At 68.7% G+C, this 18,566-nt stretch carries 19 protein-coding genes; 8 read left to right on the plus strand and 11 right to left on the minus strand.

What is annotated here, in order from left to right:
- Positions 1–97 precede the first annotated feature (97 nt).
- The 4 genes from ACFQ9K_RS27500 to ACFQ9K_RS27515 form a co-directional block, all read right to left on the minus strand.
- The gene (locus tag ACFQ9K_RS27500; RefSeq protein WP_378723107.1) at positions 98–1,537 is read right to left on the minus strand and encodes a fatty acid desaturase; all 1,440 of its coding nucleotides are present in this window, start codon (positions 1,535–1,537) and stop codon (positions 98–100) included.
- An 82-nt stretch (positions 1,538–1,619) separates the two neighbouring features.
- Entirely contained in the window at positions 1,620–2,777 is a 1,158-nt protein-coding gene (locus ACFQ9K_RS27505; RefSeq protein ID WP_378723106.1) for a ferredoxin reductase, read from the minus strand.
- A gap of 149 nt (positions 2,778–2,926) precedes the next feature.
- The gene (locus ACFQ9K_RS27510; protein WP_378723123.1) at positions 2,927–3,466 is read right to left on the minus strand and encodes a DUF6912 family protein; all 540 of its coding nucleotides are present in this window, start codon (positions 3,464–3,466) and stop codon (positions 2,927–2,929) included.
- A 10-nt stretch (positions 3,467–3,476) separates the two neighbouring features.
- Complete coding sequence (locus ACFQ9K_RS27515) at positions 3,477–4,898, minus strand: wax ester/triacylglycerol synthase family O-acyltransferase (RefSeq protein WP_378723105.1); 1,422 nt, start codon at positions 4,896–4,898, stop codon at positions 3,477–3,479.
- A gap of 304 nt (positions 4,899–5,202) precedes the next feature.
- Between ACFQ9K_RS27515 and ACFQ9K_RS27520 the strand changes: the two genes are divergently transcribed.
- The 3 genes from ACFQ9K_RS27520 to ACFQ9K_RS27530 all read left to right on the plus strand — a co-directional run bounded on the left by ACFQ9K_RS27520 (position 5,203) and on the right by ACFQ9K_RS27530 (position 9,172).
- A complete protein-coding gene (locus tag ACFQ9K_RS27520) occupies positions 5,203–5,610 on the plus strand; it encodes an Rv3235 family protein (RefSeq protein ID WP_378983768.1) in 408 nt (135 codons plus the stop codon).
- 159 nt (positions 5,611–5,769) lie between these two features.
- Positions 5,770–8,625: a preprotein translocase subunit SecA gene (gene secA / locus ACFQ9K_RS27525; RefSeq protein ID WP_378723102.1), complete on the plus strand. Its 2,856-nt coding sequence runs from the start codon at positions 5,770–5,772 to the stop codon at positions 8,623–8,625.
- 124 nt (positions 8,626–8,749) lie between these two features.
- Positions 8,750–9,172, plus strand: coding sequence for a YybH family protein (locus tag ACFQ9K_RS27530; RefSeq protein ID WP_378726439.1), 423 nt, complete (start codon positions 8,750–8,752; stop codon positions 9,170–9,172).
- 4 nt (positions 9,173–9,176) lie between these two features.
- Here ACFQ9K_RS27530 and rsgA read toward each other — a convergent pair whose 3' ends face one another.
- Genes rsgA through ACFQ9K_RS27545 form a run of 3 tightly spaced genes read right to left on the minus strand, consistent with a single transcriptional unit; the run spans position 9,177 to position 13,037 of the window.
- Positions 9,177–10,193, minus strand: coding sequence for a ribosome small subunit-dependent GTPase A (rsgA, locus tag ACFQ9K_RS27535; protein ID WP_378726443.1), 1,017 nt, complete (start codon positions 10,191–10,193; stop codon positions 9,177–9,179).
- A complete protein-coding gene (aroA, locus tag ACFQ9K_RS27540) occupies positions 10,190–11,482 on the minus strand; it encodes a 3-phosphoshikimate 1-carboxyvinyltransferase (protein ID WP_378726437.1) in 1,293 nt (430 codons plus the stop codon). Before aroA ends, rsgA begins: the two co-directional genes overlap by 4 nt.
- 46 nt (positions 11,483–11,528) lie before the next feature.
- A complete protein-coding gene (locus tag ACFQ9K_RS27545; protein WP_378726434.1) occupies positions 11,529–13,037 on the minus strand; it encodes an aldehyde dehydrogenase family protein in 1,509 nt (502 codons plus the stop codon).
- Between the two features lie 204 nt (positions 13,038–13,241).
- Here ACFQ9K_RS27545 and ACFQ9K_RS27550 point away from each other — a divergent pair, with 204 nt between their 5' ends.
- Positions 13,242–14,027: an SOS response-associated peptidase gene (locus tag ACFQ9K_RS27550; protein ID WP_378726432.1), complete on the plus strand. Its 786-nt coding sequence runs from the start codon at positions 13,242–13,244 to the stop codon at positions 14,025–14,027.
- A 23-nt stretch (positions 14,028–14,050) separates the two neighbouring features.
- Here ACFQ9K_RS27550 and ACFQ9K_RS27555 read toward each other — a convergent pair whose 3' ends face one another.
- Both ACFQ9K_RS27555 and ybaK read right to left on the minus strand, forming a co-directional pair.
- A complete protein-coding gene (locus ACFQ9K_RS27555; RefSeq protein ID WP_378726430.1) occupies positions 14,051–14,362 on the minus strand; it encodes a hypothetical protein in 312 nt (103 codons plus the stop codon).
- 75 nt (positions 14,363–14,437) lie between these two features.
- Positions 14,438–14,929 (minus strand): Cys-tRNA(Pro) deacylase, encoded by a 492-nt coding sequence (ybaK, locus tag ACFQ9K_RS27560; RefSeq protein WP_378726428.1) that lies wholly within the window; start codon positions 14,927–14,929, stop codon positions 14,438–14,440.
- 258 nt (positions 14,930–15,187) lie between these two features.
- Here ybaK and ACFQ9K_RS27565 point away from each other — a divergent pair, with 258 nt between their 5' ends.
- A complete protein-coding gene (locus ACFQ9K_RS27565) occupies positions 15,188–15,823 on the plus strand; it encodes a sigma-70 family RNA polymerase sigma factor (RefSeq protein ID WP_150402473.1) in 636 nt (211 codons plus the stop codon).
- Positions 15,824–15,843: 20 nt separating this feature from the next.
- Positions 15,844–16,113 (plus strand): mycothiol system anti-sigma-R factor, encoded by a 270-nt coding sequence (gene rsrA / locus ACFQ9K_RS27570; protein WP_378726441.1) that lies wholly within the window; start codon positions 15,844–15,846, stop codon positions 16,111–16,113.
- Between the two features lie 79 nt (positions 16,114–16,192).
- Here rsrA and ACFQ9K_RS27575 read toward each other — a convergent pair whose 3' ends face one another.
- Complete coding sequence (locus tag ACFQ9K_RS27575) at positions 16,193–16,267, minus strand: 50S ribosomal protein bL37 (RefSeq protein ID WP_110293457.1); 75 nt, start codon at positions 16,265–16,267, stop codon at positions 16,193–16,195.
- Between the two features lie 138 nt (positions 16,268–16,405).
- Here ACFQ9K_RS27575 and ACFQ9K_RS27580 point away from each other — a divergent pair, with 138 nt between their 5' ends.
- Complete coding sequence (locus tag ACFQ9K_RS27580; protein ID WP_378726445.1) at positions 16,406–16,621, plus strand: biotin/lipoyl-binding carrier protein; 216 nt, start codon at positions 16,406–16,408, stop codon at positions 16,619–16,621.
- A 22-nt stretch (positions 16,622–16,643) separates the two neighbouring features.
- The gene (locus ACFQ9K_RS27585) at positions 16,644–18,158 is read left to right on the plus strand and encodes a sensor histidine kinase (protein ID WP_378726447.1); all 1,515 of its coding nucleotides are present in this window, start codon (positions 16,644–16,646) and stop codon (positions 18,156–18,158) included.
- A gap of 116 nt (positions 18,159–18,274) precedes the next feature.
- Here ACFQ9K_RS27585 and ACFQ9K_RS27590 read toward each other — a convergent pair whose 3' ends face one another.
- Positions 18,275–18,529, minus strand: a complete 255-nt coding sequence (locus ACFQ9K_RS27590) for a WhiB family transcriptional regulator (RefSeq protein WP_011211115.1) — start codon at positions 18,527–18,529, stop codon at positions 18,275–18,277.
- Positions 18,530–18,566 lie beyond the last annotated feature (37 nt).

An 18,566-nucleotide genomic window follows, 5' to 3' on the forward strand; every position in this document is an offset into this window, starting at 1 on the left:
TCTTGCTCCGCCGGGTGCTCGCGCGCAACTCGCAGCGGCCGCGCCGTCGATCGGCCGACCGACCGGGCCGGTGCTCCGCGGAGCACCGGCCTTCGGCTCACCGGCGGCGGCGGGTGCGGAACAACGCCCGCTGCCGAATAGCCTTGCGGCGCAACGAGGCCTGCTCGGTGCGGGCCCGCTCCTGCAATGCCACGGTGGCCTCGCGCAGCGCTTCCTTCTCGTGCTCGGCCTTCTCGCGCAGCGCGCGCTTGGCCTCGCGCAGCATTTCCTTCTCCTGCCGCGCCTTCTCCTTGAGCACCACCTTGGCCTCGCGCATCGCCGAGCGCAGCCCGCGCCGCTGCCCGGTCTCCGGGTCGACGCCGAGCCAGCTCGCGGTGTCCGAACTCGGCAGCGAGGGCAGGGTGATGCCGGCGAACTTGCGTTCCGAGGAGGTCTCCGGGGCGTTGTCCGCGGTGGCCTTCAGGAACCGGTCCGGCAGCGCGAGCTTGTGGATGGTGCGGAAGGCGAGCAGGTACTGCTTGCCGAGCGAGCCCGTGGTGTAGGGCAGGTCGTACTTGTCGCACAGTTCGCGCACCCGCACCGCGATCTCGGAGTATCGGTTGCTCGGCAGGTCGGGGAACAGGTGGTGCTCGATCTGGTAGCAGAGGTTGCCGCTCATGAACGCCATGGCGGGCCCGGCCTTGAAGTTGGCACTGCCGAGCATCTGCCGCAGGTACCACTCGCCGCTGGTCTCGCCCTCCAGCTGCTCGATGGTGAATTTCTCGGCGCCGTCCGGGAAGTGGCCGCAGAAGATCACCGCGTAGGCCCACAGGTTGCGCACCAGGTTGGCGGTCGCGTTCGCCTTCAGCGTGGACATGAACGCCGGGCCGGTGAGCGCCGGGTAGAACAGGAAGTCCTTGGCCACCTGGCGGGCGATCTTGCGGCCGAACTCGCGGTTCGGCTCGGACATGAGCTCGCGCGGCGGCGTGCCGGACAGTTCCTTCTCGATGCTCCAGTCGTGCAGCGCGATGCCCCACTCGAAGGTGGCGGCGAGGACCAGGTTGGCCAGCGGCTGCACCAGGTGGATCGGGCGCCAGGTCTCGTCGCGGGTCATCCGCAGGATGCCGAAGCCGAGGTCCTCGTCCTTGCCGAGCACGTTGGTATAGGTGTGGTGGGAGTAGTTGTGCGCGCGCCGCCACTGCGACGATGGCCCGGTCTGATCCCACTCCCAGCTGCTGGAGTGGATCTCCGGGTCGTTCATCCAGTCCCACTGCCCGTGGCTGATGTTGTGCCCGAGCTCCATGTTCTCGACGATCTTCGCGACCGACAGCAACGCGGTGCCGGTGAGCCAGGCCCACCGGTTGCGGCTGCCGAACAGGACCGCGCGACCGGCCACCTCGAGCGCGCGCTGCGCGGCGATGGTGCGCCGGATGTATTTCGCGTCACGTTCGCCGCGCGACAGCTCCACCGAGCGCCGGATCGAATCGAGCTCCTGCCCCAGTGTTTCGATGTCTGCCGCAGTCAGGTGGGCGAACGCCTGAATATCGGTGATTGCCACCGGGTGTCCTTTCGCTGCTCAATTTGATTTGAGGGTACCCAAAGAACGTCGGCGGCGTTCCGGGCCGCGGCCCGGCGCCCGCTCAGACGTCGAGGGTGCAGTCGCCCGCCGCGGCGGAGATGCAGGTCTGCACCTTGTCGCCCTCGCGATGCTCGTCACCGTTGCGCAGATCGCGCACGTGCCCGGAACTCAGGGTCACCACACAGGTCTGGCAGATGCCCATCCGGCAGCCGAACGGCATCTGCACACCGGCCGCCTCGCCCGCCTCGAGCAGGCTGGTCGCGCCGTCGATCTCGGCGGTGCGCCCGGTCTTGCCGAAGGTGACCGTGCCACCCTCGCCGACCGCGCCGCGCTCGATCTCGAACCGCTCGACGTGCAGCCGGTCCGCGATGCCCGCGTCGCGCCAGTGATGCTCGATCTCGTCCAGCATCGCGGCGGGCCCGCAGGCCCAGGTCTGGCGCTCCCGCCAGTCGGGGAACTTCTCGTCCAGCCCGGCCAGCGCGAACTTGCCGTGCTCGCCGGTCAGGTTCAGGTGCGAGGTGAAACTCGGGTGCCGGTCGTGCAGGTCGCGCAGCTCGGCGCCGAACATCACGTCCTCGGCGGTGCGCGCGGAATGCAGGTGCTGCACGTCGGTGACCATGCCGCGCCGGTCCATCGAGCGCAGCATCGCCAGCACCGGGGTGATGCCGCTGCCCGCGGTCAGGAACAGCACCTTCTCCGGCGGCGGGTAGGGCAGCACGAAACCACCCTGCGGCGCGGCCAGCCGGACCACGGTGCCGACCGGGACACCGCTGACCAGGTGGCTGGACAGGAAGCCCTCGGGCATCGCCTTCACCGCGATCGAGATGACCCGCTTGCCGCCGGCCTCCGGATCCGACCAGTTCGGCGGGCAGGTCAGCGAGTAGGACCGCCAGTGCCAGCGGCCGTCGATCAGCACGCCGATGCCGATGTATTGGCCCGGCTCGTATTTGAAGTCGAAGCCCCAGCCCGGCTTGATCACCAGGGTGGCCGAGTCCGCGGTCTCCTTGCGCACGTCGACGATGCGGCCGCGCAGCTCGCGGGCCGACCACAGCGGGTTGGCCAGGTGTAGATAGTCGTCCGGCAGCAACGGGGTGGTGACCCGGGCCACGGCCCCGCGCAGCACGTTCAGCCTGCCGCCGCGCTCGGCGACCGAGGCGGCGGGCGCCTCCAGCCACTCCCGCACGCCCCGCACGGAGAATCCCCCATTTTTCGAGCTCATCGGTGCCGTTCGTCTTCCTGTTCGTCGGATGCGCTGCCCACGCAACAGCCAGGTTACGGCATCGTAGGTTAGCTGACGTGTCGTGGCCGTCACCCTTATCATCCCGGCCGAACGGCGGTCCGTCACCACGTCCGGGCGATAAGGGAATGTCAGAGCAGCTCGAGCAGGAACGGTAGTTCCTGGGCGGCGTACCAGGCCAGCTGGTGATCCTCGGCGTCGCCGAGCACGAACTCGGCGTCGGTGTCGCCGAGGTCGGCCGCGTCCACCACGTCGACCGCCTTGGCCACCTCGGGCTCGGCCTCGGCCAGGTCGACGTGCACGCAGCCGATCTGGTCGTAGCTGATCGGGCCGGCCAGCTTGACCACCGCGTCGTCGAGATCGGGGCGCAGCTTCGCGCCGGTCACGTCGGCGGCGATCACCGCGCGCCGGTAGACCGGCCGTCCGGTCGCCGCGGGCTCGGCGGCATCGGCCGAGTCGTCGGCGTCGTCGCGTTCGGCGGCGAGCAGGCGCAGCGAGGCGCGGGCGGCCTCGCCCATGGCCACCTCGGCCAGCTCCTCGTCGTCGCCGGAGGCGTACGCCTCGCGCAGCGCCGGGGTCACCGCGAACGCGGTGCCGCCGATCGGGCCGAGCTCCCGGTTGGTGACGAGCTCGCGCAGCATCGGCACCGTCGCGGGGATGTAGACCCGCATTTTCTCCTGATCAGACGCAGGCACCGAGCATCTCCTCCATGGAATCGCGCACCGACGCGGCCAGCACGCCGATGTCGGCCATCGCGTCGCGGTCGGCGTTGAGTCCGTAGAAAACGCGTCCGTCATAGGACGTGATCCCGATGCTCGAGGCCTGATTACGCAGCAGCGGCGACACCGGATACATCTCCAGCATCCGCGCGCCGCCGATGTACATCGGGGTCTGCGGACCCGGTGCGTTGGTGATCACCAGATTGAATGTGTGTTCTGCGAAGGTACTCGCCGCACGCACGCTCATGGCATGCAGGCTCGCCGGAGCGAACCCCGCCAGATGCACCAGCGTGCGCGCGCGGACCCCGCGCTGGTGCCTGCCGTTGGCCTCGGTGGCGTGCGCGATGTGCGAGAGCCGCATCACCGGATTGGGCTCGCCGACCGGCAGATCGATCAGGAACGAGGACACCTCGCCTGCCGGTTTCAGCTGATCCCCGTCCGGCCCTTCGACATACACCGACATCGGCACCACGGCGCGCAGCGTGGTCGATTCGGTCAGGCCCTCGCCGCGCGACAGCAGCCAGTTGCGCAGCGCGCCGGTGACCACCGCGAGGATGACGTCGTTGATCGAGCAGTCGAAGCGCTTGCGGATCTTGCGGTAGTCCTCCAGCTCGGTGCGCACCGTGTCGAACCGGCGGTGGCGCGAGGTGCGCGCGTTCAGGGGGCTGTCCGGCGCGCCGGTCGTCGCGGCGCGCACCGCGGAGACCACCGAGTCCATCGCCCGGCCCGCGGCGCCGATCACCGCGAACGCGTGCCCGCTCGCCCGCCGCGCCACTTCGATGGCCTCGCGCGGCTGGGCGGCCAGGTGGGTCAGCGCGCCGACGAGCAGTTCGGCGTCGTTGGGTTCGCGGGGCGCGAGCCACGCGTCGTCGGCGAGTTCGCGCGGCGACGGGCCGTTGTCCAGGATGACGTGGCCGATCTCCAGCGCGGTGTCGCCGTCGACCAGCGCCGAATGGGTCTTGGTGAAGATCGCGCAGCGGCCGTCGGACAGGCCCTCGATCAGGTACATCTCCCACAGCGGCCGGGTCTGGTCCAGCGGCCGGGAGGCCAGCCTGGCCACCAGGTCGTGCAGTTGCTCGTCGGTGCCCGGGCTCGGCAGCGCGGAGCGGCGGACGTGATAGGTGACGTCGAACCGGCTGTCCTCCACCCACACCGGGCGGCCGAGGGCGAACGGGACCTCGCGCACCTTGCGCCGATAGCGGGGGACCAGCGAGAGCCGGGCGTCCACCAGGTCGACCAGCCGGTCGTAATCGAGCACCGGGTCGGCGGCGTCGCCGCCCGGCTCGATATTCCGGAGGATCGCGAGGGAGCCGATGTGGATCGGATTGCTGCTCGGCTCCAGCCGATAGAACGACGCGTCCTGCGGCGTCAGTCTCGTGATCACGCTGCCCGGTGCTCCTTTTTCGATGCCGCCTCACGCCTATTGTGCTGTCGCCACAAGCATTCGGCTGCTCCGCTGTGGCGTATCCGGTGAAATCGGCGTTCCCCTTTACCCGTCCCGGCGGTCGTGGCATGCTGTTCGACTCGAGCACGGGGAACTCGATTCGATCACAGGGGGAGACCGGATGCACAGCCGACGACCATCGCTTTCGCCCGCGCCGCCGCTCGAGCCGCCGCTGGACGGCGATCGGCCTGGTCGCGCGCGGTCGGATGCGTTGTCGCCACGAGCCGCGCTGCCCTGCCGTCGCATGCCGGGCCGTAGCGGACCGGCCGATCGGGCGGCACAGCGACGCGCCCGGCCCGACGGACGCCTTTCATCGTACGGCACCGATGGTGAAACAGGTTCGGCCGCAACTAGATTCGCTGAAAGTTCGCTACGCCTGGTGCTCGAGGTGCTGGACGGCCGCCGCCCGGTGGTCCAGCTGCGCCGGCTGGTGGCGCCCCCGGTGCTGGCCGCCATCGAGACACTCCGCGCCGCGCCGCCGGGGCACGGCCTCGGCCCGGCCCTGCTGACCAAGCTCGGGGTCGAGCTGACCGGGCCGAACACGGCCGAGGTCTATGGCAGTTATCAGCGCGGGAATCGGGTGTTCGCGCTCGCCGCGTGCGTTGTCCTGCACCGCACGGGCTGGCAGCTGAGCGCGTTCCGCGTACTGTGAGTACCAGGGCGGACGACCCGGCGGGGTACCGCATTACCATGGGCCGTGCAGCGGATTCCGCACTCGGAGCGCGAACCCCGCACGCCGGCCGTGCGCCCACCCCTCGGCCCGGCGCCGACGACACGAAATGACACACCGACCAGAGGACTGACGAGACCCGTGCCTGCGCTGACACTGACGAGGTTGCTACGGATTGGTGAGGGTCGCATGGTCAAGCGGCTCGCCAACTTCGCCGATCAGGTTCTCGACCTCGAGTCGGAGTACGAGCTACTCACCGACGACGAGCTGCGCGGCAAGACCGACGAGTTCCGCGAGCGCTACTCGGACATGGTCGAGGACGGTCACGCGGACCCGCTCGGCGCGCTGATGGCGGAGGCCTTCGCGGTCGCGCGCGAGGCGTCCTGGCGCGTGCTGAACCAGAAGCACTACAAGGTGCAGATCATGGGCGGCGCGGCGCTGCACACCGGAAACATCGCCGAGATGAAGACCGGTGAGGGCAAGACGCTCACCTCGGTGCTGCCCGCCTACCTCAACGCGATCAGCGGCGACGGCGTGCACATCGTCACCACCAACGACTACCTGGCCAAGCGCGACTCCGAGTGGATGGGCCGCGTGCACCGCTTCCTCGGGCTCGAGGTCGGCGCGATCCTCGGCGGCATGACGCCGGCGCAGCGCCGGGTGGCCTACGGCGCCGACATCACCTACGGCACGAACAACGAGTTCGGCTTCGACTACCTGCGCGACAACATGACGCACTCGCTCGACGACCTGGTCCAGCGCGGGCACAACTTCGCCGTGGTCGATGAGGTCGACTCCATCCTGATCGACGAGGCGCGGACCCCGCTGATCATCTCCGGCCCGGCCGACGCGTCCAGCAAGTGGTACGCCGAATTCGCGCGCATCGCACCGCTGCTGAAGAAGGACCTGCACTACGAGGTCGACATCAAGAAGCGCACCATCGGCGTGCACGAGGCAGGCGTCGAGTTCATCGAGGATCAGCTCGGCATCGACAACCTCTACGAGGCCGCCAACTCGCCGCTGGTCAGCTACGTGAACAACGCGATCAAGGCCAAGGAGCTGTACACCCGCGACAAGGACTACATCGTCCGCGACGGCGAGGTGATCATCGTCGACGAGTTCACCGGCCGCATCCTGGTCGGGCGCCGCTACAACGAGGGCATGCACCAGGCGATCGAGGCCAAGGAAGGGGTGGAGATCCAGCCGGAGAACCAGACCCTGGCCACGATCACCCTGCAGAACTACTTCCGCCTCTACGACAAGCTGTCCGGCATGACCGGTACCGCCGAGACCGAGGCGGCCGAGCTGCACCAGATCTACAGCCTCGGCGTGGTCCCGATCCCGACGAACCGGCCGATGATCCGCGCGGACCAGTCCGACCTGATCTACAAGACCGAAGAGGCCAAGTTCGCGGCCGTGGTCGACGACGTCACCGAGCGGCACGAGCGCAACCAGCCGGTGCTGATCGGTACCACCAGCGTCGAGCGCTCGGAGTATCTGTCCAAGCAGTTCACCAAGCGCGGCATCGCGCACACCGTGCTGAACGCGAAGTTCCACGAGAAGGAAGCCGAGATCATCGCCGAGGCCGGTCGGCCGGGCGCGGTGACCGTGGCGACCAACATGGCCGGTCGCGGTACCGACGTCGTGCTCGGCGGCAACCCGGACATCATCGCCGACCTCATCCTGCGCCGCGAGGGCCTGGACCCGGTCGAGACGCCGGATGCCTACCAGCAGGCCTGGCTGCCGACGCTGGAGCAGGTCAAGGCGCAGACCTCGGCGGACGCGGAGGTCGTGCGCGAGGCGGGCGGGCTCTACGTGCTCGGCACCGAGCGGCACGAGTCGCGGCGTATCGACAATCAGCTGCGTGGTCGTTCCGGCCGTCAGGGTGACCCCGGCGAGTCGCGGTTCTACCTGTCGCTGGGCGACGAGCTGATGCGCCGGTTCAACGGCGCCGCGCTCGAGGCGATCATGACCCGGCTCAACCTGCCCGACGACGTGCCGATCGAGGCCAAGATGGTCTCCAAGGCGATCAAGAGCGCGCAGACCCAGGTCGAGCAGCAGAACTTCGAGATCCGCAAGAACGTGCTCAAGTACGACGAGGTGATGAACCAGCAGCGCACCATCATCTACGGCGAGCGCAACCGGATCCTGCGCGGCGAGGACATGGAGGGCCAGGTCCAGAGCATGATCACGGACGTGGTCACCGCCTACGTCAACGGCGCGACCGCCGAGGGCTACGTCGAGGACTGGGATCTGGACAAGCTGTGGACGGCGCTCAAGACGCTGTACCCGGTGAAGGTCAACTACAAGGATCTGACCGGCGAGACCGCGGTCGGCGAGGCCGGCGACCTGAGCCGCGACGAGCTGCTCGAGGCGCTGCTGGACGACGCGCACGAGGCCTACGCGCGGCGCGAGGCCGAGATCGACGGGCTGGCCGGCGAGGGCAGCATGCGCAATCTCGAACGGCAGGTGCTGCTGTCGGTGCTCGACCGCAAGTGGCGCGAGCACCTCTACGAGATGGACTACCTCAAGGAGGGCATCGGCCTGCGGGCGATGGCGCAGCGCGACCCGCTGGTCGAGTACCAGCGTGAGGGCTTCGACATGTTCTCGGCCATGCTCGAGGGCCTGAAGGAGGAGTCGGTCGGCTTCCTGTTCAATCTCCAGGTCGAGGTGCAGCAGCCGCAGCCGGAAGGCGTCTCGGTCGATCAGGGCCTGCGTTCGCCGGTCGGTGCGATGGCCGCTCCGCGCCCGCTGCCCACCGAAGAGGCGCCGCTGCCCAACGGCACCGGCGTCGCCCCGGCGGCGTTGCGCGCCAAGGGAATCGACGATTCCGCCCGGCGTGGCCTGAGCTACTCGGGTCCGGACGAGGGCGGCCATCGCGAGGTGCACAGCGACGTCGAGGAGTACGGCGACGGCACCACCCGCCGCGAGCGCCGCGAGGCCGCCCGCGCGCAGGAGAAGCCGAAGCGCGCGCCGAAGCCGCGTCGCCGGCACTGACAGTTGACGCCGAAGCGCCCAGGGACTCCGGTCCCTGGGCGCTTTCGCGTTCCGGTCGCGGTGGCGGGTGTGTTTGGGCTGGAACCGGCCCGTAGGCGAGCGAACTGGCGTAGTTTTGCCCGTCGTGGACCGCAGCACAGTTGAGGCGTGGGTCGGCGAATACGAGCGGGCTTGGCGAGCGCCGGGCACCGACAAGCTAGGCGACCTCTTCGCCCCCGGAATCGGATATCAGGTCTCGCCCTGGGCGGAGCCGCTCACCGGGCTACCGGCGCTGGCGAAGTTCTGGGAGTCCGGCCGCGACAGCCCCGACGAGTCGTTCACCATGGAGCCCGAAGTCGTTGCCGTGGACGGGCAGACCGCCGTGGTCCGGGCGGAGGTCGAATACCCGGATCAACCCGCGCGCTGGCGCGATCTCTGGGTGCTGCGCTTCGACGACGACGGCCGCTGCACCTGGTTCGAGGAGTGGCCGTTCACGCCCGGCCAGCCCGACGGGCAGGACCGATCCCGCGCGGCACTCGGCGCCAGTGGGGAAAGTCCCCAGCCGTGATCATCTAGTCGACCGGGCGGGGTCCGCTGTTGTTCTGCCAGTGCTCGTTGGAGTTCAGTGCGGTGAGCAGCAGGCGAATGGCGGCGACCCGGCGTTGTTTGCCCGGCAGTTTGTCCAGCGCGCACTCCGGGTCGGCGGGCGGACCGAGGTGGGTGCAGCCGCGGGGACAGTCCTCGATGGCGGCGGCGAGGTCACTGAACGCGGCGACCACGTCGTCGGGGGTGATGTGGGCCAGACCGAAGGAGCGGATGCCCGGCGTATCGATGACCCACCCGCCGCCGGGCAGCGGTAGCGCCACGGATTGGGTGGAGGTGTGCTTGCCCTTGCCGACCCCGGAAACCTCGCCGACTGCCCGATAGGCGTCCGGCACAAGGCGATTCACCAAGGTCGACTTGCCGACTCCGGAGTGCCCGATGAACGCGGTGAGCCGTCCGGTGAGCAGGTCGAGGACCGGTTCGAGCGGATCGTCGACGCCGCCGTAGACGATGGTGAGGTCGAGATCCTCGAAGGCGGCGGCGAAGTCGGACTCGGCGTCCAGATCGTGCTTGGTCAGGCACAGCACCGGATGCAGGCCGCCGGCGTAGGCGGCGACCATGCAGCGCTCGACGAATCCGGTGCGCGGCGGCGGGTCGGCGAGCGCGACCACCATGAACAGCTGCTCGGCATTGCCGACCACGATCCGCTCGAACGGATCGGTGTCATCGGCGGTGCGCCGCAACACCGTTCGGCGTTCGGCGACCCGCACGATGCGGGCCAGCGAATCGGGCCGGCCGGACAGATCGCCGACCACGTCCACCTGATCGCCGACCACGATCGGGGTGCGGCCGAGCTCCCTGGCGCGCATGGCGACGATGTGCCGGTCCGGATCGTCGCCGAGCACGCAACCCCAGCGGCCGCGGTCCACCGACACCACCATGGCCGATTCCGCGTCACTGTGCTGCGGACGGGTTTTCGTGCGCGGACGCGAACTCTTGCCCGGGCGTACCCGGACGTCGGATTCGTCGTACTCGCGCTTTCTCAGCGCACCGCCCCTTGATCGGAGAGCGACGGATCGAGCATCCGCTCCCAGAGCGCGACGAAATTCGGCAGCGTCTTGGCCGTGGTGCCGATGTCCTCGATCTCGATCTCCGGCACCCGCAGCCCGAGAATCGCTCCGGCCGTTGCCATTCGGTGATCGGCGTAGGAATGCCAACGGCCACCGTGCAATTCGGCAGGCTCGATCTCCAGGCCGTCCTCGGTCTCGGTGACCTTGCCGCCCAGCCGGTTGATCTCGGTGGACAGCGCGGCCAGCCGGTCGGTCTCGTGCCCGCGCAGATGTGCGATGCCGCGCAGGTGCGACGGGGAATCGGCGAGCGCGGCCAGGGCCGCCACGGTCGGGGTCAGCTCGCCGACGTCGTGCAGGTCGATGTCGATGCCGGCCAGGCGATCGGGGCCGTGCACGGTCAGCACGCCGTCGAAGACCCGCGCCTCGGCGCCCATCCGGACCAGGATCTCCCGGATCACGTCGCCGGGCTGGGTGGTGAGCCGCGGCCAGTGCGGGATCCTGACCTCGCCGCCGGTGACCGCGGCGGCGGCCAGGAACGGCGTCGCGTTGGACAGGTCCGGCTCGACGTCCCAGTCCACCGCGCGGATCGGCCCTGGCTCGACCTGCCAGGTCTGCGCCAACCGGCTGTGCTCGGGCGCCTGCACCCGCACGTCCGCCCGGCGCAGCATCTCCACGGTCATCTCGATGTGCGGCATCGAGGGCAGCGCCTTGCCGTCGTGATGCACGACCAGGCCCTCGTCGAACCGGGCCGCCGAGAGCAGCAGGCCGGACACGAACTGCGACGACCCGGAGGCGTCGATGGTCACCGTGCCGCCGCGCAGCGCGCCCTTGCCGTGCACGGTGAACGGCAGCGCGTCGCCGTCGATGTCGGCGCCGAGGGTGCGCAGCGCGTCCAGGATGGTGCTGAGCGGGCGAACCCGGGCCTGCGCGTCACCGTCGAACGCCACGTCGCCGTCGGCCAGCGCGGCCACCGACGGCAGGAAGCGCATCACGGTGCCCGCGAGCCCGCAGTCGACCGTGCCGCCGCGCAGCGGGGCCGGGGTGACGGTCAGCGTGTCGGCCTCGCCCTCGATGCGCGTGCCGAGCGCGTGCAGTGCCGCGATCATCAGGTTGGTATCGCGACTGCGCAACGCACCGGACAGCGTCGACGGACCGTCGGCCAGTGCGGCCAGGATCAATGCCCGGTTCGTGATCGACTTCGATCCAGGCAGGGTCACGGTCGCGTGCACGGGGACATCGACATGGGGCGCTGGCCAGAAACTCACGAGGCTAGCTTAATTGGCCGCGTGCGCGCGGCGTGGTTCGCCGTCACTACTTGTGCCGCCCGTGGATGAACGGGACCAGCTTGCGCAGCAGCTTCATCGTGGACTGGGTGCGCGAGTAGCTGAGCAGGGCCATGCCGGGAATCGCGAAGCGCTGCACCGCGATCGAGTGCGGGCGGGCGAATTCGCGCAGCCCCGGCTCGCCGTGGATGCGGCCGATGCCGGAATCGCCGACGCCGCCGAACGGCAGGCCGGGGATGGCGGCGAAGGCGAGCACCGAGTTCACCGAGGTGGCCCCGACATGCAGCCTGCGCGCGATCTCCAGGCCGTTCTTCTTCGAGTACACCGCCGAGGACAGCCCGTACTTGGAGCTGTTGGCCAGCTCGACCGCCTCGTCCACGCCGTCGACGGTGCGGATGGTGACGGTCGGGCCGAACGTCTCCTCCTGCACCGCCTCGGACTTCTCGTCCACGTCGACCAGCACCACCGGCTCGATGAACGGCGCCTTCACCGATTCCGGGCCGCCGAGCACCGCGGTGCCGCCGTTCTTCAGCGCGGACTCGATGTGCCTGCGCACGATGTCGACCTGGCTGGGCATGGTCATCGGGCCGTAGGCGGCGTCGGCGCCCGAGCCGGGTCCGATCTTCTCCAGGATCTTCTTCACCTCGGCGACGAATTCGTCGCGCACCGACCGGTCGACGTAGACCCGCTCGACGCCAGCGCAGGTCTGGCCGCTGTTCGCGGTGGCGCCCCAGGCGACCGCGTCCGCGGCGGCCCGCACGTCCGCGTCACCCGCGACGATCACCGCGTCCTTGCCGCCGCATTCGAGCAGCACCGGGGTGAGGTTCTCCGCGGCGGCGGCCATGATCCGCTTGCCGGTCGCGGTGGAGCCGGTGAACGCGAGCTTGTCGACGCCGGCCTTGACCAGGGCCGCGCCGGTGGCGCCGTAGCCGTTGACGGTGATGAACACGCCCTCGGGCAGGTCGGGGTTGGCCTTGGCGAACGCGTCGGCGAGGAAATTGCCGATGCCGGTGGAGAACTCACTTGGCTTGAACACGACGGTGTTGCCCGCGGCGAGCGCGTAGCCGATGGAGCCGTTCGGGGTGTAGACCGGGTAGTTCCACGGGCCGATCACGCCGACCACGCCGAGCGGACGCTGCTCCACCCTGGCGGCGAAGTTGGACATGAAGGCGCCGGGGGAGACTTTCTTGGGCGCGAGCACCTTCTTGGCGTTCTTGGCCGCCCAGGCGATGTGCTCGAGCGCGAGCATCAGCTCCAGGAACGCGTCGTCGAGCGGCTTGCCGTTCTCGGCGTGGATCAGCTGGCAGAACTCGTCGGAATCCTTGACCAACTGGCTCGACCAGCGCAGCAGGTGCGTCTTGCGCTCGTCGTAGCTCAACGCGCCCCAGGTGGCGGCGGCCGTGCGAGCCTTGGCCACCGCCGCGAGCACGGCCGCGTCGTCCGCGATCGGATGGGTGCCGATCACCTCGCCCGTGGCGGGATTGACCGACGTGAGCGCCGTGTCGTGGTCGGCCGGTTTGGTGTCGGTGGATGTCACGGTGAGTTTCTCCTCTTGCCGATGGGGCTCGGGACGACGTCGATCCCGGATACTCCTGGCGGTGGCCGGTCGGCGCGCATGCGTCAGCGGACGGGCACGGACCACCCATCCTCTGAGAGAATGGTAGGTCAAAACTCTCAACTGGTCACCAGCTATGGATCAATTGTCCATGAGAATGTCGGTGGCAGGTGGAAGTATCGAGATATGTGCGGACGATATGCGACCACGACGGATCCGGGTCGGCTGGCGGCCGAACTGGATGCGCTCGATGAAACCGAAACCACCCCGGGCTCGGGCACTTTCACCAATTACAACGTCGCGCCGACCACCCAGATCCTGACCGTGGTGGAGCGGCACGAGCACGGTCACAAGGACGACGACCCGAGGCTGCGCCTGCGTCGGATGCGCTGGGGGCTGATCCCGCTGTGGACCAAGGCCGCCGAACCGGGCGTGCCGGTGAAGGGCAAACCGCTGTTCAACGCGCGTGCCGACAAGGCGGCCACCACCCCGTCGTTCCGCGACGCGGTGAAGTACCGGCGCTGCCTGATCCCGATGGACGGCTGGTACGAGTGGGTGGTCGAGCCGGACCCGAACGCCAAGGGCAAGGCGGTCAAGCAGCCGTTCTTCATGGCGCGGGCCGACGGCTCCCGGTTGTACATGGCCGGCCTGTGGTCGGTGTGGCGGGACAAGTCGCTCGAGCACAGCGAACCGCTGCTGTCCTGCACCATCCTGACCACCGACGCGGTCGGCGACCTGACCCGCATCCACGATCGGATGCCGCTGCCGATGCCACAGGAGCACTGGGACGCCTGGTTGGACCCGGACCACCCGGCGCCCGCGGAACTGCTGCAGACGCCGAGCGAGGCGGCGATCGCGGGCATCGTGGCGCGGCCGGTGCCGCCGCTGGTCAACAGCGTGAAGAACAACGGGCCGGAGCTGCTCGATCAGGTGACCGAAAACGAGGAGGCCGGGCAGATCAGTCTGCTCTGACCGCCCGGCTCCGCGGCACTAGCTCAGAGCGAGCACTTCACGGCGGGGCTGGCGATGTTCAGCCCGCACTTGACGATGCCGGTGACCAGGTCGATCACCTTGTTGGTGACGGCGCCGCCGAGATTCTCGGCCTTTTTCCCCTTGTCGTCCGCCTTCGGCGCACTCGGTGTGCTCGGGGCGTCGTCGGTGCCGAGGCCGTCGAACGGGAAGTCGACCTGGGTCGCGATCGGCGTGGCCACCGCCGTGGGGGCGGCGACCGCGACCGCGCCGAGGGCGACGGCGAAGGTTCCGAGCAGGGCGACGATCACGGTGCGTACACGCTGGTGCGCGGGCATTTCGCATCACATCCTCGAGTCGGACGAATCTGGCCCGTCCATTGACGCACAGATTGTCCCGAATCAAGTGAATTGTCAGGTCCTCACTGTGGCGGTCACCGCCGCGGTCAGCCGGATCAGGTCGGCGGGCGCCACCTCGATCTCCAGTCCGCGCCGCCCGGCGCTGCACAGCATGCGGTCCCAGCTCAGCGCCGAGTCGTCGACCACGGTCGGCAGCAGCTTGCGCTGACCGAGCGGGGAGATGCCGCCGAGCACGTAGCCGGTGCTCCGCTCGGCCTTCGCCTTGTCCGCCATGCTCGCCTTCGGCACGCCGAGCGCGGCCGCCGCGGCCTTGAGCGACAACGTATTCGGCACCGGCAGCACCGCGACGGCCAGCGAGCCGTTCGACAGCTCGAGCACCAGCGTCTTGAAGATCTGCGCCGCGGTCAGCCCCAGCTCGCCGGCCAGCGCGTCCACCGCCTCGGCGCCGTAGGAATCGGCGCGCGGATCGTGCTGGTAGGCGTGCACCCGATGGGCCACCTTCGCCTGGGTGAGCGTCCGGATCGCCGGTGTCGAGGCTCCTGCCATGGCGACGACCTTAGCTATTCGCCGCGGGAACACAGGACGCGTCCCGCATGTTGGAAGCGAATACACAGCGCACGGACGGGTCGTGATTCCCGGCCGTCGCCACTGATCAGCCCAGTAAATGACGTGAAGGAGATGTCGGTGCCAGTGCTGCTCGACGAACGTCCGATCTGGACGAAGGCGTCACCGACGGAAGCCGGATTCTCATTCGATGTGCCAGTACCGGTAGATTTGGCAGGTACGGCGATCGAAGGGACAGGTGTGACGAGCGACGATCACGTGGTGACCGACGGAGTCGGTGCCGCGGTCGACGAAACCGAGCTGGCCCAGCGGTTCGAGCGTGACGCGCTCCCGCTGCTCGACCAGCTCTACGGTGCGGCGCTGCGGATGACCAGGAACCCGGCCGACGCCGAGGACCTGGTGCAGGAGACCTACGTCAAGGCGTTCCAGGGGTTCAAGTCCTTCAAGGAGGGCACCAACCTGCGGGCCTGGCTCTACCGGATCCTGACCAACACCTACATCAACTCCTACCGCAAGAAGCAGCGCCAGCCCGCGCAGTACCCGACCGACGAGATCACCGACTGGCAGCTCGCGGCAACCGCCGAGCACACGTCGCAGGGTCTGCGTTCGGCCGAGGTGGAGGCGCTGGACGCGCTGCCCGACGACGACATCAAGGCCGCGCTGCAGGAGCTTCCGGAGGAATTCCGGATGGCCGTGTATTACGCCGATGTCGAAGGTTTCCCATATAAGGAAATCGCCGACATCATGGGCACCCCCATCGGTACCGTGATGTCCCGGCTGCACCGTGGTCGCAAGCAGCTCAAGGGTTTGCTCGCCGATGTGGCGCGCGAACGTGGATTCAATCGTTCGGGGGAACGCCAGGAGGTCAAGCAGTGAACGCGGAGCGGGACCCCGATATGGACCTCGACTGCACGGCCGTACTGACCGATATCTGGCTGATGCTCGATGGCGAGTGCAATGACGAGACCCGTGCTCGGTTGCAGCACCACATGGATCATTGCTCGCCGTGCATCGAGGCCTACGGCATCGAGGAGAAGATCAAGGGCCTGCTGAGCCGCAAGTGCGGCGGCGACCGCGCGCCGGACTCGCTGCGCGAACGGCTGACCTTCGAGATTCGCCGGTCGGTGACCGTGGTGGAGACCAAGGTCGACTCCGCCGACTCCTAGATCACCTCGCAGACAACTGAGCGGCACGCCTTCCCTGCGGAAGTGCGTGCCGCTCTGCGTTTTTCGACCGAGCTCTCGCTCAGGAGTTTGGCCGCTTGCCGTGGTTGGCCGCGTTGCCCTTGCGACTACGCTTCTTACGTCCGCGCTTGCCCATGAGTAGTCTCCCTTCTGATTGAAGGCCATTCTTTCACGTGTGGTTGGCTATACCTTCAGCGGATGCGGGCCGGGCGGCCCGACCGCTCGGACTCGCCGACTGAGCTGCGGCGTACCAACCGAACGAATGGGGTGTCAGATGGCTGAGGAAGTGCTCGCCGAGCTGGTTTCGGTCGTCTTCCAGGTCGTGGTCAAGGAGGGCGACACGGTCAACGAGGGCGACACCCTGGTGATCCTCGAGTCGATGAAGATGGAGATCCCGGTGCTCGCCGAGGTCGGCGGCACCGTGACCTCGATCGGCGTCAAAGCGGGCGACGCCATCAAGGCCGGGCATCTCATTGCCGTCATCTCCTAGAAGCGAATAGCGGTAGATCTTCATGGCGACGCTGAGCGAGCTATTAGCCGAACACACCGACCTCCCCGGCGTCGCCGTGGACCATCTGCAGCGCGTGGTGGGCGATTGGCAACTGCTGGCCGATCTGTCCTTCGCCGACCTGCAGCTCTGGGTCGGCGCCGGTCCGATCGCGGCCGGGGCGGACATCGTGTGTGTCGCGCAATGCCGTCCGACCACGGCCTCCACCGTGCATCACGAGGACCTGGTCGGCACCCTTGCCCTGCAGGCCGACCATCCGCAGGTGTTCGAGGCGTTGATGTCGGGCAAGATCGTGCGCGCCGATCGCGACGTGGAAACCGCCGGCGTCTATCACCCGACGCCGGTGCACGCGGTGCGCGAGGCCATCCCGGTGCGCTGCGGCGACGACGTGATCGCGGTGCTGAGCCGCGACACCGACGTGCAGCGCTCCCGGGTGCGCAGCACCCTCGAAATCGCCTATGTCGCCTGCGCCGATGATCTGTGCCAGATGATCGCCGACGGCACCTTCCCGACCACCGAGGACCGCGCGGCCACGCACTCCAGCCCGCGCGCCGGTGACGGGTTCATCCGCCTGGACACCGAGGGCATCGTCGTCTACGCCAGCCCGAACGCGCTGTCCGCCTATCACCGGATGGGCTTGCAGGCCGACCTGGCCGGCCAGGATCTCGCGGTGCTGACCCGCTCGTTGATCACCGATCCGTTCGACGCGCAGGAGGTGGTCGGCGACATCCAGGCCGCGCTGGCCGGGCGCACCGGCCGCCGGATGGAGGTGGAGGCACGCGGCGCGACCGTGCTGCTGCGCACCCTGGTGCTGCGCCCGCATGGCGAATTGGCCGGTGCCGCAGTGCTTGTGCGCGATGTCACCGAGGTCAAACGCCGGGATCGGGCGCTGCTCAGCAAGGACGCCACCATCCGGGAGATCCATCACCGGGTGAAGAACAACCTGCAGACCGTCGCCGCGCTGCTGCGGTTGCAGGCGCGCCGCACCGAGAACGAGGAGGCGCAGGTCGCGCTCACCGAGTCGGTGCGCCGGGTCACCTCGATCGCCTCGGTGCACGAGATGCTGTCGATGTCGGTGGACGAAGAGGTCGACCTGGACGAGGTGGTGGACCGGCTGCTGCCGATCATGGCGGACGTGGCCACCGTGCACACCGCGCGGATCAAGGTCCGCCGGGCCGGTTCGCTCGGTGTGTTCTCCGCCGAACGCGCGACGCCGCTGGTGATGGTGCTCACCGAACTGGTGCAGAACGCGATCGAGCACGCCTTCGATTCCGGCGAGAACGGCACGGTGACAATCCGTTCCGAGCGTTCGGCGCGCTGGCTGGACGTGATCATCAGCGACGACGGCCGCGGCCTGCCCAGCGGTTTCAGCCTGGAATCCTCCGACCGCCTCGGCCTGCAAATCGTGCGGACCCTGGTGACCGCCGAACTCGGCGGTTCGATCGGCCTGCACCCGGGCGCGGACATCGGTACCGATGCGGTACTGCGGGTTCCGCTGGGCCGCCGCTCGGGGCGATAAGTAAGTCGTTTCGTTATATGCGCTGAGGCACAAGAGAGCCCGGCACCTCGGGGGTGCCGGGCCTGAATGCGATTACCGGACCGGGGGCTGAATGGTCCGGTAAATCCGATCGTCTGCTAGACGACGGTGCGGGTGCGCGTGCGTGCGTTGCGACGCTTGAGCGCCCGGCGCTCGTCTTCACTCATACCGCCCCACACGCCGGCATCCTGTCCGGACTTCAGGGCCCAGGACAGGCAGTCAGCGGTAACGGGGCAGCGAGCGCAGACCAGCTTGGCATCGGCAATCTGCGCGAGCGCAGGACCACTGTTACCCACCGGGAAAAACAGTTCGGGGTCCTCGTCGCGACAGATGGCCTTGTGGCGCCAGTCCATTCCTCTGCTCCTTTGCTGGGCGCCGCAAATGGCGCCG

Source organism: Nocardia sp. NPDC056564 (assembly GCF_042793755.1).
In the GTDB taxonomy this organism is placed as follows: Bacteria; Actinomycetota; Actinomycetes; order Mycobacteriales; family Mycobacteriaceae; genus Nocardia.